15 protein-coding genes are annotated in these 15,239 nt (G+C 68.7%); 9 read left to right on the top strand and 6 right to left on the bottom strand.

Features of this window, described 5'->3' with window-relative positions; translation table 11 throughout:
- Positions 1 to 58: 58 nt before the first annotated feature.
- Positions 59 to 1,609 carry a class I adenylate-forming enzyme family protein gene (locus T8K17_RS15265; protein ID WP_322330598.1) on the top strand — a complete coding sequence of 517 codons (1,551 nt, stop codon included), beginning with the start codon at positions 59 to 61 and terminating at the stop codon, positions 1,607 to 1,609.
- Between the two features lie 21 nt (positions 1,610 to 1,630).
- Entirely contained in the window at positions 1,631 to 2,407 is a 777-nt protein-coding gene (locus T8K17_RS15260; RefSeq protein ID WP_322330597.1) for a citryl-CoA lyase, read from the top strand.
- Between the two features lie 443 nt (positions 2,408 to 2,850).
- Here T8K17_RS15260 and T8K17_RS15255 read toward each other — a convergent pair whose 3' ends face one another.
- Positions 2,851 to 3,237, bottom strand: coding sequence for a hypothetical protein (locus tag T8K17_RS15255; protein WP_322330596.1), 387 nt, complete (start codon positions 3,235 to 3,237; stop codon positions 2,851 to 2,853).
- Positions 3,237 to 3,878, bottom strand: a complete 642-nt coding sequence (mobA, locus tag T8K17_RS15250) for a molybdenum cofactor guanylyltransferase MobA (protein WP_322330595.1) — start codon at positions 3,876 to 3,878, stop codon at positions 3,237 to 3,239. The genes T8K17_RS15255 and mobA overlap by 1 nt, the downstream gene beginning before the upstream one ends.
- An 83-nt stretch (positions 3,879 to 3,961) precedes the next feature.
- Between mobA and moaA the strand changes: the two genes are divergently transcribed.
- Positions 3,962 to 5,005, top strand: a complete 1,044-nt coding sequence (moaA, locus tag T8K17_RS15245; RefSeq protein ID WP_322330594.1) for a GTP 3',8-cyclase MoaA — start codon at positions 3,962 to 3,964, stop codon at positions 5,003 to 5,005.
- A gap of 354 nt (positions 5,006 to 5,359) precedes the next feature.
- Here moaA and T8K17_RS15240 read toward each other — a convergent pair whose 3' ends face one another.
- A complete protein-coding gene (locus T8K17_RS15240; RefSeq protein ID WP_322330593.1) occupies positions 5,360 to 5,848 on the bottom strand; it encodes a molybdopterin-guanine dinucleotide biosynthesis protein A in 489 nt (162 codons plus the stop codon).
- Positions 5,849 to 6,022: 174 nt separating this feature from the next.
- Between T8K17_RS15240 and T8K17_RS15235 the strand changes: the two genes are divergently transcribed.
- The gene (locus T8K17_RS15235) at positions 6,023 to 6,781 is read left to right on the top strand and encodes an NAD kinase (protein ID WP_322330592.1); all 759 of its coding nucleotides are present in this window, start codon (positions 6,023 to 6,025) and stop codon (positions 6,779 to 6,781) included.
- Positions 6,778 to 7,956, top strand: a complete 1,179-nt coding sequence (locus tag T8K17_RS15230) for an FAD-binding oxidoreductase (protein ID WP_322330591.1) — start codon at positions 6,778 to 6,780, stop codon at positions 7,954 to 7,956. Before T8K17_RS15235 ends, T8K17_RS15230 begins: the two co-directional genes overlap by 4 nt.
- A gap of 177 nt (positions 7,957 to 8,133) precedes the next feature.
- Here T8K17_RS15230 and T8K17_RS15225 read toward each other — a convergent pair whose 3' ends face one another.
- Complete coding sequence (locus tag T8K17_RS15225; protein ID WP_322330590.1) at positions 8,134 to 8,520, bottom strand: MAPEG family protein; 387 nt, start codon at positions 8,518 to 8,520, stop codon at positions 8,134 to 8,136.
- Between the two features lie 180 nt (positions 8,521 to 8,700).
- Between T8K17_RS15225 and T8K17_RS15220 the strand changes: the two genes are divergently transcribed.
- From T8K17_RS15220 to T8K17_RS15205, 4 genes are read left to right on the top strand one after another with little or no spacing between them, the layout of a single operon-like run.
- On the top strand, positions 8,701 to 9,957 hold the full coding sequence (locus T8K17_RS15220) for a sarcosine oxidase subunit beta family protein (protein ID WP_322330589.1): 1,257 nt from the start codon (positions 8,701 to 8,703) through the stop codon (positions 9,955 to 9,957).
- 13 nt (positions 9,958 to 9,970) lie between these two features.
- Positions 9,971 to 10,249 (top strand): sarcosine oxidase subunit delta, encoded by a 279-nt coding sequence (locus tag T8K17_RS15215; protein WP_322330588.1) that lies wholly within the window; start codon positions 9,971 to 9,973, stop codon positions 10,247 to 10,249.
- A complete protein-coding gene (locus tag T8K17_RS15210; RefSeq protein WP_322330587.1) occupies positions 10,246 to 13,263 on the top strand; it encodes a sarcosine oxidase subunit alpha family protein in 3,018 nt (1,005 codons plus the stop codon). Before T8K17_RS15215 ends, T8K17_RS15210 begins: the two co-directional genes overlap by 4 nt.
- Entirely contained in the window at positions 13,256 to 13,831 is a 576-nt protein-coding gene (locus T8K17_RS15205; protein ID WP_322330586.1) for a sarcosine oxidase subunit gamma, read from the top strand. The genes T8K17_RS15210 and T8K17_RS15205 overlap by 8 nt, the downstream gene beginning before the upstream one ends.
- Before the next feature lie 154 nt (positions 13,832 to 13,985).
- On the opposite strand, the gene T8K17_RS15200 is transcribed toward T8K17_RS15205, so the two are convergent.
- Both T8K17_RS15200 and T8K17_RS15195 read right to left on the bottom strand, forming a co-directional pair.
- Entirely contained in the window at positions 13,986 to 14,819 is an 834-nt protein-coding gene (locus T8K17_RS15200) for a protein-glutamate O-methyltransferase CheR (RefSeq protein WP_322330585.1), read from the bottom strand.
- A gap of 30 nt (positions 14,820 to 14,849) precedes the next feature.
- A complete protein-coding gene (locus T8K17_RS15195; RefSeq protein WP_322330584.1) occupies positions 14,850 to 15,227 on the bottom strand; it encodes a response regulator in 378 nt (125 codons plus the stop codon).
- Between the last annotated feature and the right edge of the window lie 12 nt (positions 15,228 to 15,239).

Here is a 15,239-nt window from a genome sequence, read left to right as displayed (position 1 = left end):
CGACCCCGCCCGATAAGGACCGCTTGATCAGGAGGCGGAAGGCGCTACGGTTTCGATCATGACGCCCGCTCCTTCCGCCTCCACCCTCATTTCGCGCAGTGCCCTGAGCACCGTGGCCGGGCTGTTCCTGCAGCAGGTGCGCCGGGGCGGCGACCGCCCGGCCGTCCAGACCAGGGACGCCACCCTCTCCTATGCGGAGCTCTGCGACCGCGCCCGGCGCTTATCGGCGGTGCTGGAGAGCAAGGGCATCGGTCCCGGCGACCGGATCGCCATCCTGTCGGAGAACAGGGGCGAATATCTGGAAGCCTATCTCGCCGCCGCCATGACCGGCGCCATCCTGGCCTGCCAGAACTGGCGGCTGTCGACCGCCGAGCTGACCCATTGCCTGGGGCTGGTGGAACCGTCGCTGGTGCTGGTCTCCGAACGCCATGCCGGCAAGTTGGCGGAGGTCGAGGGCTACAGCGGCAACACCCTGGTGCTGGGCGACGCCTATGAGGCGGCGCTGGCCGCGGCCGACCCGTCCCCCCTACCCGCGCTGGAGGGTCTCGACCCCGAGGCGCCGCTGCTGATCCTCTATACCTCGGGCACCACCGGCCTGCCCAAGGGGGCGGTGATCAGCCACCGCGCCCAGATCGTCCGCAACATGGTCACCCGCGCCGAGTTCTCCATCGACGCCGCCGACAGCTTCGTCGCCTGGTCGCCGATGTACCACATGGGCGCGGCCGACAATTCCATCGGCACCCTGATGGCCGGCGGCAAGGTCATCGTGGTCGACGGTTTCGACCAGGGCCACCTGGCCGAGGTGGTGCGAGAGGAGCCGATCGGCTGGCTGCTGCTGATGCCCGGCATGGTCGGCGGCTTCGCGGCCGAGATCGAACAGCGCCAGGTGACCGCCAAGGGCATCAAGGTCTGCGGCGTCATGGCCGATCTGGTGCCGCCGGCGGAGATCGCCCGCATCACCCGCCTGCTCGACGCCCCTTATGCCAACACGTTCGGCGCGACGGAGACGGGCTGCCCGCCCTGCTCCTCCTCGCTGATCCCGGTGGGCGTGGCCCCCACCAGCCTGTCGAAGGAACAGAGCATCTTCTGCGAGGTGCGGCTGGTCGATCCGGACGGCAACGAGGTGGCAGACGGCGCCCCCGGCGAGCTCGCCATGCGCGGCCCGACCCTGTTCAGCGGCTACTGGCGCAACGAGGCGACCAACCTGTCGGATTTCCGCGACGGCTGGTTCCACATGGGCGACGTGTTCTGCCGCAACCCGGACGGCAGCCTCGATTTCGTCGACCGGGTCAAATACCTGATCAAGTCGGGGGGCGAGAACATCTACCCGGCCGAGATCGAGCGGGTGATCCTGGCCGATCCGCGGGTGATCGACGCCGCTGTCGTGCGCCGACCGGACGCGAAATGGGGCGAGGTGCCCATCGCCTTCGTCGCCAAACAGGACGACAGCCTGACCGATTCCGATCTCTACGCCCGCTGCCGGGCCGAGCTCGCCGGCTACAAGCAGCCCAAGGGCATCCACTTCATCGCGATGGAGGACTTCCCGCGCTCCGCCTCGGGCAAGATCCAGCGCCACGAACTCGAGAAGCGGCTGCCGGCCGCCGACTAATCTTCAATTCGGAGGAAACGCATGAGCGCCAAAGCCGCGCCGACGACCAGCATCGCCACCCACACCAACGACGACATCTACATCCGCGACAAGAGCCTGTGCAGCGAACTGATCGGCAAGCTGACCTTCACCGAGATGATCGTCTTCCAGATGCTGGGGCGGGTGCCGAGTGCGGCCGAGACGGCGATGATCGACGCCTGTTTCGTCACCCTGATGGAGCACGGCCTGACCCCCAGCGCGCTGGCGACCCGGCTGATCTATGCCAGCGCCCCCGAGGCGATGCAGGCGGGCGTGGCGGCCGGGCTGATGGGCGTCGGCAGCGTCTTCGTCGGCACCATGGAGGGCAACGCCAAGCTGCTGCTGGAGATCGTGGCGGATCCGGCCGGCATCGACGCGGCGGCCCAGCGGGTGGCGGAGGAGCACCGGGCGGCGCGCAAGCCCCTGCCCGGCTTCGGCCACCACCTGCACAAGCCGGACGACCCGCGCCCAATTCGACTGTTCGCGCTGGCCGAGGAGCATGGCCAGTCCGGCACCTATATCGCCGCGCTGAAGTCCCTGAGTGCGGCCATCGACCGGGTCTACGGCAAGCACATCACGATCAACGCGACAGGCGCGATCGCGGCGGTGCTACTGGATTGCGGCGTGCCGGCGGAGATCCTGCGCGGCTTCGCCCTCATCACCCGCTGCGCCGGCCTTGTCGGCCATGTGCGCGAGGAGCAGGAGAAGCCGTCGATGCGCACGATCTGGGAAACCGCCGAAGAGGCGATCCCCTACGACGGGACGATCCCGGGGGTTTAGAGCGACCCTGATACCCCCACCCCCGTCGTCCTGATGCAAATCAGGACCAAGCTGCCAGCGTCGGAGCTTAGCGGAACCCGGCGCCGGTGCACCGCAGATCCTGAATTGCATCAGGATGACGGTGTCGGGGGAATGTCGGGGAGGTGAGCGGTCGAGGTGGTGAGGTGCCCGACCTCGCGCAGTGACCGCCGCCACCGCCCCATTTTCCCCTCTACTCCTCTACTCCCCTACTTCCCTACTTCCCTACTTCCCTACTTCCCTACTTCCCTACCTCCCCACTCCCCAAATCCGACGTCCTGGAAGCGTCCCCGGGCCTGACCCGGGGCGCTGTCCAGGATCGTGCTGCGGACCGGTCGGCCGCACGATCCTGGATCGACCCGGCTCGCGCCGGGATCGTCCAGGAAGTCGGATAAAGAGGAGAGGGAAGGAGGGAGGGAGTGCCGTTACTCGACCCGGCAGCCGATGCGCTCGACCGCGTCGAACACCACGATGGTCTCGCCGACATTCATGGTCACCCAGCAGTCGTCCCACTGCTTGCGGGTCTTCGCCTCGACCTGGACCGCGTTGATGCCGTCCTGATTGACGAACGCGATCTCCGCGCTGTCGCCGGCGGACACCTTCATGTAGTCCTTCGACCAGAACTTGATGCGCAGATTGGCCTCGGTGGAGCTGTCGTTGCGCACGAAGATTTTCGACATCGGAGGGCCCTTGGGCTCCTCCTCGCCGCACGCGACCAGCCCGAGACAGGCGGCCAACAGAATCATCGGTTTGCGCATCATGGCGCAAACCGTGCGGTATTCCGCGCCCCAGGGCAAGCGCTTCCGCTGCATCACTTGTCTCGGTCCGCGATGCGCTGCAGATCCTCCGGCGCGTTCACGTTGACGAACGGGTCGTGCGGCGCTGCCGGCCATTCAGCGACCGCCCGCCGACGGGCGCCGGCAAAGGCCTCCACCTTGCGCGTCCCCTCCGCCAACGCCGCGCGCAGCGGGCCGATCAGCGTCACCGGCCAGAGCCCGACCACCGGATGCACCCGGCCGCCCGACGCCGCACAGGCGATCTCCGCCGCCTCGTCCGCCAGCGCCACCCGAAGCCGGTCGACCAGATCGCCCGGCAGGCAGGGCGTATCGACCGGCACCGTCGCGATCCAGTCCCAGCCGCCCGCCGCGGCATGCTCCAGGCCGGCGAGGATCCCGGCCAGCGGCCCCGGATGGTCCGCCACCGTGTCGCCGACGACGGGCAGCCCGTAGGCCGCGAACCGCGCCGGATCGCCGTTGGCGTTCAACACCAGCCCGCCGACCTGCCCCTCCAGCCGGTCGATCACCCGCTGCAGCAGGGTGCGGCCGTCGAGCGCGACCAGCCCTTTGTCGCCGCCGCCCATGCGCCGGGCGAGGCCGCCGGCCAGGATCACGCCGAGAACGGCGTCGCCGGAGGCCGGAGGGGGTGTCGGCCGCGCGTCCATGGCATCCGTCATGGTGAAAATCCCGAGCGCGTCATAGGTCCATTTCCCCGGCACCCCTTTCGATCCCGTTATTCTGGTCGTATATATCGGGGATGATGACCGAAACCTCCACCTCTTCAATCCTGTCGACCCCGGCACCCGCACCGCTGATCGATCCGTTCCAGCGGGCGATCTCCTATCTGCGGGTCTCGGTGACCGACCGCTGCGACTTCCGCTGCGTCTACTGCATGGCGGAAAACATGACCTTCCTGCCGAAGAAGGACGTGCTGTCGCTGGAGGAGCTGGACCGGCTGTGCGGCGCCTTCGTCGATCTCGGCGTGAAGAAGCTGCGGTTGACCGGCGGCGAGCCCCTGGTGCGGCGCGACATCATGTGGCTGATCCGCCGCCTCGGCGCCCGCCTGGACGGCGGCGGCCTGGAGGAGCTGACGATCACCACCAATGCCAGCCAGCTCTCGCGCTTCGCCGACGACCTGGCGGCCTGCGGGGTGAAGCGGTTGAACGTGTCGATCGACACGCTGGACCCGGACAAGTTCCGCGCTATCACCCGCTGGGGCGACATCGGCAAGGTCATGGCCGGGCTCGACGCCGCCGACAAGGCCGGCATCGCCATCAAGATCAACGCCGTGGCGCTGAAGGGCGTGAACGACGACGAACTCGGCGACATGCTGCAATGGTGCGGCGACCGGGGCTACGACATGACCGTGATTGAGGTCATGCCGATGGGCGACATCGGTGGCGAGGACCGGCTCGACCAGTACCTGCCGCTGTCGGCGGTGCGCGCGCGGCTGGCCCAGCGCTTCACCCTGACCGACATCCCGTACAAGACCGGCGGCCCGGCCCGCTACGTGTCGGTGGCGGAGACCGGCGGGCGGCTCGGCTTCATCACGCCGCTGACCCATAATTTTTGCGAGAGCTGCAACCGGGTTCGGCTGACCTGCACCGGCACGCTGTACATGTGCCTCGGCCAGGACGACGCCGCCGACCTGCGCGAACCGCTGCGGGCGAGCGAGAGCGACGGTGCACTGCACGACGCGATCCGCGAGGCGATCACCCGCAAGCCCAAGGGTCACGACTTCATCATCGACCGCCGCCACCGCGGCCCGGCGGTCTCGCGGCACATGAGCGTGACGGGCGGCTGAGGCACGGGCTCTTTCCCTGCCCCCTTCCCCAACCACCTTTTCACACTCCCCGGATTTATTCCGGGGCAAGGCGTCCGCTTGGCCGGGCGCAGGTGGTCATCTTACCTGGCGCCCGCGTGTTCCACTGCTCTTGCCCCGGCACAAGGCCGGGGAGTGCGTAAGGAGTAGAGGTAGTAGCCTATTCGACTCTCCGGGATTCTTTCCTTTGTCCCCCGACCTCGCCCTGAGCAGCCCCCTTCAGGGGCGCGTCGAAGGGCCCGACCCGCACCCGGCCCTTCGACACGCCCTCACGGGCTGCTCAGGGCGAGGTCGTTGGGAGGCATGAGTGCCTGACTCGGGACACCAGGTGCCGTCCTACTTGATCTCGATCCGGTGCGCGTAGCTGCGGCCGTCGCTGACCGTCAGCTCCTCGAAGCCCAGCAGCGCCAACAGATCCAGGAACGTGTACTGGCCGTCCGGATCGAGATCCCGGAACACCGGGGTCGCCCGCGCCGTCGCGGTCAGCAGGGCCAGCACCGCCCGCGCCCGGTAGAGCGTCGCCATGCGGCCGTCCTCCAGCCCGATCAGGATCGCCTTCTCCGCGTCGCGGCCCTTGGCGAAGAACGCCATCTGCGGCGCATAGGCCTTCTCCTGCGCGCCCGCGGCCATGCCGGTGACGAATCCCAGTCGCCGCACCCGGTCGGAATCGCGCAGCTTCTGGACGCGCGCCTTGTAGACCTCGGTGGAGGTGATCTTCGGATAGTAATAGCCCTCGTGCCGCTCGTCCGCCCAGGCGCCGCTGGCGCCGGTGACGGACTGGGACAGGGCGGCCGCGATCAGGAAGGCGAAAAGCACGATACGCATGGTGGTCTCCAAAACAGCGGCCGCCCCGCCGGGAGGACCTGACATGAGGGAACGCGCGCGCGGATTGAGGGATGCACCGCCTCCCCGGTTTCGCCTATGGTGCCGCCGGACCGCAGGGTGGGCATACCACGGGGCGGGCGACGGAGTAATGCTGTGACAGCCGATACAAAGAGTATGGCCCTCGCCTTCGTGGCCGCCAACACGGACGAAGCGCGCGAGGCCCAGAAGATCCTGTGCCGGCGCTACGGCAGCGTGGCGCCGACCCGGGCCGACGTGATCGTGGCCCTGGGCGGCGACGGCTACATGCTGGAGACCCTGCGCGCCGCCATCGGCGCCGGCAAGCCGATCTACGGGATGAATCGGGGCACCGTCGGCTTCCTGATGAACGAGTTCCACGAGGAAGGGCTGATCGAGCGGCTGCAGAAGGCCCAGCCGGTCATCCTGCACCCGCTGCGGATGCACGCCACCTGCCGCGACGGCACCCGGGTCGAGGGACTGGCGATCAACGAGGTCTCGCTGTTCCGCGCCTCGGCCCAGGCGGCGAAGATCCGGATCTCCGTCGACGGCCGCGAGCGCATGGAAGAGCTGGTCTGCGACGGCGTGCTGGTCGCCACCCCGGCCGGGTCGACGGCCTACAACCTGTCCGCCCACGGCCCGATCATCCCGCTCGGCGCCAATGTGCTGGCCCTGACGCCGATCAGCGCCTTCCGTCCCCGGCGCTGGCGCGGTGCGCTGCTGCCGCGCGGCGCGGTCATCCATTTCGAGACCATCCGCCCGGAGAAGCGCCCGATCAACGCGGTCGCCGACGTGATGGAAGTGCACGACGTGGTGGAAGTGGAAGTCCGCGAGGACCGCGACGTGGAGCTCACCGTGCTCTACGACCCGGAACACAATCTCGAAGAACGCGTTTTGATGGAGCAGTTCGCCCCATGACCACCGATACGAATACCGCCCACCCGAATACGGCCAACCCGAACACCGCCGACATCCTGATCATCGGCGGCGGCATGGCCGGGGCTTCGGCCGGGTATTTCATGGCCGACGATGCCAAGGTCATCCTGCTGGAGCGCGAGAGCCAGCCCGGCTACCACACCACCGGACGCTCGGCGGCGCTGTTCTTCGAGAACTACGGCAACGCGACCATCCGCAAGCTGAACAAGATCACCCGGCCGTTCCTGGAGAGCCCGCCGGAGGGGTTCGCCGACGCGCCGCTGATGACGCCGCGCGGCGCCGCCGCCGTGGCCACCGAGGAGCTGCTCGACACCCTGGCCCACGAGCTGGCGCAATCCCCCAGCATGGAGCGGATCGACGGCAAGACGCTGTTCGAGATCGCCCCCTATCTCGACCCGGACCGCATCGTCGCCGGCGCCTATGAGGCGGGTGCGATGGACATGGACGTCAACGCCATCCTGCACGGCTTCCTGCGGGGCCTGCGGGCCAAGGGCGGCCGCGTGGTCACCGACGCCGAGGTCATGGGCCTGTCCCGCGCCGAGGGCGTGTGGACCGTGCAGACCCGGGCCGGCACCTTCAGCGCCCCGATCGTCGTGAACGCCGCCGGTGCATGGTGCGACGTGGTCGGCGAGATGGCCGGCGCCGCCAAGATCGGCCTGATCCCCAAGCGGCGCACCGCCTTCACCTTCGACGCGACCCTGCGCGACGGCACCACCGCCGATCCGTCGCGCTGGGCGATGACCGATCTGTGCGACGAATCCTGGTACGTGCGGCCGGAAGGCGGGCGGATGATGGGCAGCCCGGCCGACGAGATCCCCTCGCCCCCGACCGACGCCCAGCCGGAGATCGAGGACGTGGCTCTGGCCATCGACCGGATCCAGACCGACACGCTCTTCGTGATCAATCGCCCGCACTCGACCTGGGCGGGGTTGCGCAGCTTCGTCGCCGACAAGTCGCCGGTGGTGGGCTTCGCACCGGCGGCCGAGGGCTTCCTTTGGGTGGCGGGCCAGGGCGGCTACGGCATCCAGACCAGTGCCGCCATGGGCCGCTTCAGCGCCGCCATGGCGCTCGGCCGCGACGTCCCGGATGACATGGCGGCGCTCGGCCTGACGAAGGCAGAACTGGCGCCGGACCGGCCAGGGCTGGGGAAAAAATAGCGCGGCTACGCCCTCTCATTCTCCCACTCACTCCCCTCCCCTACCTCACTCCCCGGATTTATTCCGGGGCGAGGCTTGACCGTGCGTGGACATCGAGAGCTCTTACTGACTCTCGATCACGCCGACACCTTGCCCCGGAATAAATCCGGGGAGTGATCGTTGGTGGGGGAACTCCCCTCACATCACCCCGAAGCTCCGCAGCAGCGCGAAGATCGACGCCACCCCCAGCGCGGTCATCGTCAGCACCATGCCGACGACGCGGCCCCCCAGGCTCTCGTTCTCGCGGCTGATGTTCGCGCCGTGGATCACCCGGCCGATCACCAGGCACACCCCCACCACATGCACGATCCAGATCGAGACGTTCTGCATCTCCAGCAGGATCATCAAGATCAGCACCAGGGGCACGAACTCGATGAAGTTGCCGTGGGCGCGGATGCGGCGCTCGAGCAGGACGTCGCCGCCGGTCCCCAGGGTCGCCCTGACCGCCCCGCGCCGCATGACGACCCGCACCGTGAGGATCAGAAAGATCAGTCCAAGAAGTCCCGCATAGGCCGCTGTGATCATCGCTCGATCTCCGGACAGGGAAAGGTTTCGGATCGTAGATCCCTTTGCTATCGATGGAGCAAGGACGGAAATCGTCCCCATGGCGCCGCCGTGACGCCTCCATGTCAGAATTCGTCCGATCCCGGCTTCGCACACCCCCTTCCCTGGTGCAGACTTCCCCGCATTGGGAGGGAACCGGCGATGGCGGAATATTCGGTCTTCTCGCTGATCCGCGAGGGGCTCACGGGGCATAAGGGCTGGATCCGCGCCTGGCGCGATCCGGAGCCGAAACAATCCTACGACGTGATCATCATCGGCGGCGGCGGCCACGGGCTGGCGACTGCCTATTACCTCGCCCGCAATCACGGCATCACCAATGTGGCGGTGGTCGAGAAGGGCTGGATCGGCGGCGGCAATGTCGGGCGCAACACCACCATCGTGCGCTCCAACTACATGCTCGACGGCAACGCCCATTTCTACGAGCACTCCCTGAAGCTGTGGGAGGGCCTGTCGCGGGACCTGAACTACAACGTGATGTTCAGCCAGCGCGGCGTGCTCAACCTCGCTCACAATGACGGGCAGATGGACGCCTATGCGCGGCGCGGCAACCTGATGCGGCTGAACGGCATCGATGCCGAGCTGCTGGACCGCGACGGCGTGCGCAAACTGTATCCGCATCTCGACTATTCGACCGATGCCCGCTGGCCGATCTATGGCGGGCTGCTGCAGGCGCGCGGCGGCACCGCCCGGCACGACGCGGTCGCCTGGGGCTTCGCCCGCGGCGCCGACCGGCGCGGGGTCGACATCCTGCAGAACTGCGAGGTGGTGGGGTTCGAGCGCGACGGCGACCGGATCACCGGGGTGAAGACCAGCCGCGGCACCATCGGCTGCGGCCGGGTCGGCATGGCCGTGGCCGGCAACACCTCGCGGGTCGCCGCCATGCTGGGCTGGAAGCTGCCGATCGAATCCCATGTGCTCCAGGCCTTCGTGACCGAGCCGCTGAAGCCGCTGATCGACGGGGTCGTCACCTACGGGGCCGGGCATTTCTACATCAGCCAGTCGGACAAGGGCGGGCTGGTGCTGGGCGGCGACATCGACTTCCACAATTCCTACGCCCAGCGCGGCAACCTGCCGGTGGTGGAGGACGTGATGGCCAACGGGCTGGCGATGATGCCGCACCTGTCGCGGCTGCGGATCCTGCGGAGCTGGGGCGGCATCATGGACATGTCGATGGACGGCAGCCCGATCATCTCCAAGACGCCGTTCGACAACCTCTATCTGAACGCCGGCTGGTGCTATGGCGGGTTCAAGGCGACCCCCGGCTCGGGCTACGCCTTCGCCCATACCATCGCCCATGACGCGCCGCACGAGACCAACCGGGAGATGGGGCTGGAGCGGTTCGAGACCGGGCACCTGCTGGACGAGGGCGGCAAGGGGCCGACCCCGAAGCTGCATTGAGGGGCGCACGCGCATGATCCGGATCACCTGCCCCCATTGCGGCCCGCGCGACCAGGCCGAGTTCTCCTATGCCGGCGACGCGACCAGGGCCCGCCGGGCCGATCCCGCCACGGCGACCGCGGCCGACTGGCACGACTACGTCTACCTGCGCGACAACCCGCCCGGCCCGCATCTGGAGTTCTGGCACCACATCCACGGCTGCCGGCGCTATGTGAAGGTGCTGCGCGACGTGACGTCCCATGAGGTGCTGGCCTGCGGTTGGCCGGACGCCGAGTTGGAGGTACCGCGATGATCCTCGGCCGCCTCAAGGACGTGAATGCCTTCCGCCTGCCGACCGGCGGCGAGATCGACCGCCGCCGCGCCCTGTCCTTCCGCTTCGACGGCAAGAGCTACACGGGATATGCCGGGGACACGCTCGCCTCCGCCCTGCTGGCCAACGGCGTGACCCTGGTCGGGCGCAGCTTCAAGTATCACCGACCACGCGGCATCTTCACCGCCGGTCCGGAGGAGCCGAACGCCCTGGTCGAGCTGCGCCGCGGCGGCCGGCAGGAGCCGAACACGCGCGCCACCATGGCCGAGCTGTTCCACGGGCTGGAGGCGACCAGCCAGAACCGCTGGCCGTCGCTGGCCCTCGACGCGATGGAGCTGAACGACCTGGCCGGCCGCTTCCTGGTCGCCGGGTTCTACTACAAGACCTTCATGGGCTTCCCCGGCTGGCACTTCTACGAGAAGCGCATCCGCGCCGCCGCCGGGATGGGCCGGGCCACCACCGAGCGCGATCCCGACAGCTACGAGCGGATGTCGGCCCATTGCGACATGCTGGTGGTCGGCGGCGGGCCGAGCGGGCTGGCCGCGGCGCTGACCGCCGGGCGCAGCGGCGCGCGGGTCATCCTGGTGGAGGAGACCGACGCGCTCGGCGGACGGCTGCGCTCGGAGCGCGAGACCATCGGCGGTGTCGCCGCCATGCGCTGGGTGGCCCAGGCACGGGCTGAGTTGGAGAGCCTGGCCGAGGTCCGCATCCTCACCCGCACCACCGCCTTCGGCTATTACGACGACAACATGATCGGCGCGGTGGAACGGGTCGCCGACCATCTGCCGGTTCCGCCGCCCCACGTGCCGCGCCAGCGGCTCTGGCATCTCCGCGCCGGGCGGGTGGTGCTGGCGACCGGCGCCATCGAGCGGCACATCGCCTTTCCCCATAACGACCGGCCCGGCGTGATGCTGGCCGGGGCCGTGCGCAGCTACCTCCACCGCTTCGCCGTGCGGCCGGGACGCCGCGCCGTGGTGGTGGCGAATAACGACGACGGCTACCGCACCGCGCTGGACCTGCGCGCCGCCGGTGTCGAGGTCATGCGCGTGGTCGACACCCGCCCGGCCGGAAACAGTACCTGGCGGGAGCGCTGCGACGCCGCCGGGATCGAGACAATCGACAATGCCGCCGTCACAAAGGTGCATGGAAGGCTCGCCGTCATCGGCTGCGACATCGCTCCGCTGGACGGCAGCGGCCGCCCGCTGTTCGAGCCCTGCGACCTGCTGGCGGTGTCCGGCGGCTGGAGCCCGGCCGTGCATCTGCACACCCACGCGCTGGGCGGGATCGACTGGGACGACGGCCTCGCCGCCTTCGTGCCGGGTGCTGCGCGCCAGGCCCATGTCTCGGTCGGGGCGGCCCGCGGCGCCTTCAGCCTCGCCGCCTGCCTGACCGACGGGTTCAAGGCCGGCGCCGACGCGGCGGAAGCCGCCGGATTCGCCCCCGGCGCCCTGCCCGACACGCCCGCCACCGACGAGCCGGATCAGCGCCCGATCCAGGCGTTCTGGTCAGTGGGTTCCGGCAAGAAGCGCTTCGTCGACCTGCAGGACGACGTCACCGCCGACGACATCGCCCTGGCCCACCGGGAAGGCTTCGTGTCGGTCGAGCACCTCAAGCGCTACACGACGCTCGGCATGGGCACCGACCAGGGCAAGACCTCCAACATCATCGGCCATGCGCTGATGGCCCAGGCCCGGGGCGAGCCGATCCCGCAGGTCGGCACCACCCGCTTCCGACCGCCCTATACCCCCGTCGCGATGGGCACCTTCGCCGGCGGCGACCGGGGCCGCCACCACACCCCGGAGCGGCGCTCGGCCATGCATGACTGGCATGCCGCCAACGGGGCGACCTTCGTGGAGGCCGGTCATTGGATGCGGCCGCAATACTATCTCGCGCCGGGCGAGGCCGGCGGCAAGGCGGCGATGGACCGGGCGATCACCGAGGAGGTCACCGCCGTCCGCACCGCCGTCGGGCTCGTGGATGTCTCCACCCTGGGCAAGATCGACATCCAGGGTCCTGACGCGAGCGAGCTGCTGAACCGGCTCTATGCCAGCGGCTTCAAGACTCTGGCGGTCGGCAAGGCGCGCTACGGGCTGATGCTGCGCGAGGACGGCATCGTCTACGACGACGGCACCACCTCCCGGCTGGGCGAACACCACTACCTGATGACCACCACCACCGCCCATGCCGGCGACGTGATGGCGCTGATCGAGTGGTACCTGCAGGTGGTCTGGCCGGAGCTGGACGTCCACGCCTGTTCGGTGACCGAGCAGTGGGCCGCCATGGCGCTGGCCGGACCGAACGCGCGCGACGTGGTGGCGGACGGCGCCGACGTCTCCGACGCCGTCCTGCCCTTCATGGGGGTGACGACGGCGCGGATCGCCGGGGTGCCGGTGCGGATCTTCCGGATCAGCTTCTCCGGCGAGCTGAGCTACGAGATCAACGTGCCGGCCGATTGGGGCACGCGGGTCTGGGAGGCGCTGATCGCCGCCGGGCAACCGCACGGCATCCGCCCCTACGGCACCGAGGCGATGGCGATCCTGCGCATCGAGAAGGGCCACGTCACCCATGCGGAACTGGACGGGCGGGTGACCCTGGACGATGCCGGCATGGGCCGCATGGCGAGCAGCAAGAAATGGTTCGTCGGCAGCGCCATGCTGGACAAGCCGGCCTTCACCGACCCGGCCCGCCCCAAGCTGGTCGGGCTGGTGCCGGTGGACGGGAAGACGCGCATCCCGGCTGGGTCCATCCTCGTGGCGGATCCGGCCGCCCCGGTGCCACCGGGTGCGCTCGGGCCGGAGAAGCTCGGGCACGTCTCCTCCAGCGCCTATCTCTCGCCGACCGTGGGGCACCCGATCGCGCTCGGCTTCGTCTCCGGCGGTCTGGCGCGCAAGGGCGAGACGCTGTGGGCGGTGTTCCCGCTGCGGAAGCTGCAGATAGAGGTGCGGATCACAGATCCGGTCTTCGTCGACCCCAAGGGAGGAAAGCTGCGTGGCTGACACCGTGACCCTGCCCCCGCGCCTGTCGCCGGTCGCGGCCCTGTTCGCCGGGACGGTCAGCGATACGCCGGCCGGCGTGACCCTCGGCGCGCGGGTGATGGACCAGGTGCAGATCGACTGCCGGCCGGACCGCATGGCCGCCGTCGCCCTGCCCCTGCCGGCGCCCGGACGGGCGGTGTCGGTGGACGGGCTGCGGCTGCTCAGCCTGGCGCCGGGGCGCTGGATGGCCCTGTCGGCGGGGACACAGGACCTGATGGGGATGCTGCGGGAACGCTGCGCGGGGGCCGGGGCGGCGCTGGTCGACCAGAGCCATGGCCGCGCGACCCTGCGGGTGTCCGGCGCGCGGGTCCGGGAGGTTCTGGCCGGCGGCACGGGGATCGACCTGCATCCGCGGGCCTTCGCCGAGGACCGGGTGGTCTCGACGGCACTGTACCATGTGCCGGTGACGATCGACCGGCGTCTGGGCACGGCGACCTTCGACCTGCACCTGCCCCGTGGCTATGCCCGCAGCCTGGCCGAACGCCTGATCGCCACCGGCCGGCAATACGGCGTGGCGGTGGGGGCTTAACTCATAAAACGTCATCCCGGACGGCCCCGTCCCGGATTTAATCCGGGACTGATCCGGGGGCGGTCCGGGACCCGGCACTGTCGCACGGTCCCGGCCCAAACCCGGGTCAAGCCCGGTCTTGTCCGGGATGACGCTGAATTTTCTTTCGGAAGGCTTACGCCGCGCGGGCGGCGGCCTTGTCGGTGGGGACGTAGATGCCCCGCAGACCCGGCGCGGCCGCGAACTTGTCGGATACGCCCAGCACCGTCTCGGCACCGCCGAGGAACAGGTGACCGTCCGCCGGCATCACGCCGGCGATGCGCGCCAGGATCTCCGCCTTGGTCGGATGATCGAAGTAGATCAGCACGTTGCGGCAGAACACCACGTCGAACTGACCGAGCGCGCGCGGGTTCTCCAGCAGGTTGAACTCGCGGAACGACACCTTGTTCTTGATGTCGGCCTTCAGGTGCCAGCTCTCGCCCTTCTGCTCGAAATACTTCACCAGCATGGTGATCGGCAGACCGCGCTGCACCTCGAACTGGGAGTATTCCGCCTTGCGGGCGCGCTCCAGGATGGTCTTGGAGATGTCGGTGCCGACGATCTCCAGGCGCCACCCGGCCACCTTCGCGCCGAGCTCGTTGAACAGCATGGCCAGCGAATAGGGCTCCTGTCCGCTGGAACAGGCCGCGCACCAGATCCTGATCCGCTTGGAAGCGGCGTTGCGCTCCATCAGGGTCGGCAGGACGTTGTCGCGGAACTGGTCGAACGGCCGCTGATCGCGGAAGAACAGGGTCTCGTTCGTCGTCATCGCATCCAGCACGTCGCTGACCAGGGCGGCGGACGGCATCTGCCGCATCTTGGTCAGCACGTCACTGGCATCGTTCATCCCGTGCTTGCGGGCGATCGGCGCCAGGCGGTTCTCCACCAGATAGGCCTTCTCGGCGGTAATGACGATTCCAGCTTTGGTTTTGAGAAACCCGATAAAATGCTCGAAATCAGCTTTGTTCATGGCGACCCCCCTGGACGCTGGAGTTGCGGATCAGGCGGCGGAGCGGAGGCCCACGGTCGCGAACTTCGTGGCGAGGATGTCCTCGTCGAAGGGCTTCATGATGTATTCGTCGGCGCCGGCCCACAGGGCGCGGCTGATCTTGGAAAGGTCGTTCTCGGTGGTGCAGAACACCACCTTCGGATCCTTGCCGTTCGGCATTTTGCGGAGGCTCTCCAGAAAGTCGATGCCCTGCATCTTCGGCATGTTCCAGTCGAGCAGGATCGCTTCCGGCATCGGATTGGCATTCACGTAGTCGAGCGCGTCGGTACCGTCGGCCGCCTCGGCGACCTCGTAACCGAACTTCTCCACGATACGGCGGGCAACCTTCCGCACGACTGAGGAATCATCGACGATCAGGCAGATAGGCATGACCAAACCTCC

Origin of the sequence: Thalassobaculum sp. OXR-137 (assembly GCF_034377285.1) — a bacterium.
Taxonomy (GTDB): Bacteria; Pseudomonadota; Alphaproteobacteria; order Thalassobaculales; family Thalassobaculaceae; genus Thalassobaculum.
Note: the sequence above shows the minus strand (reverse complement) of the source record. Positions and strands in the feature narration are given on the sequence as shown.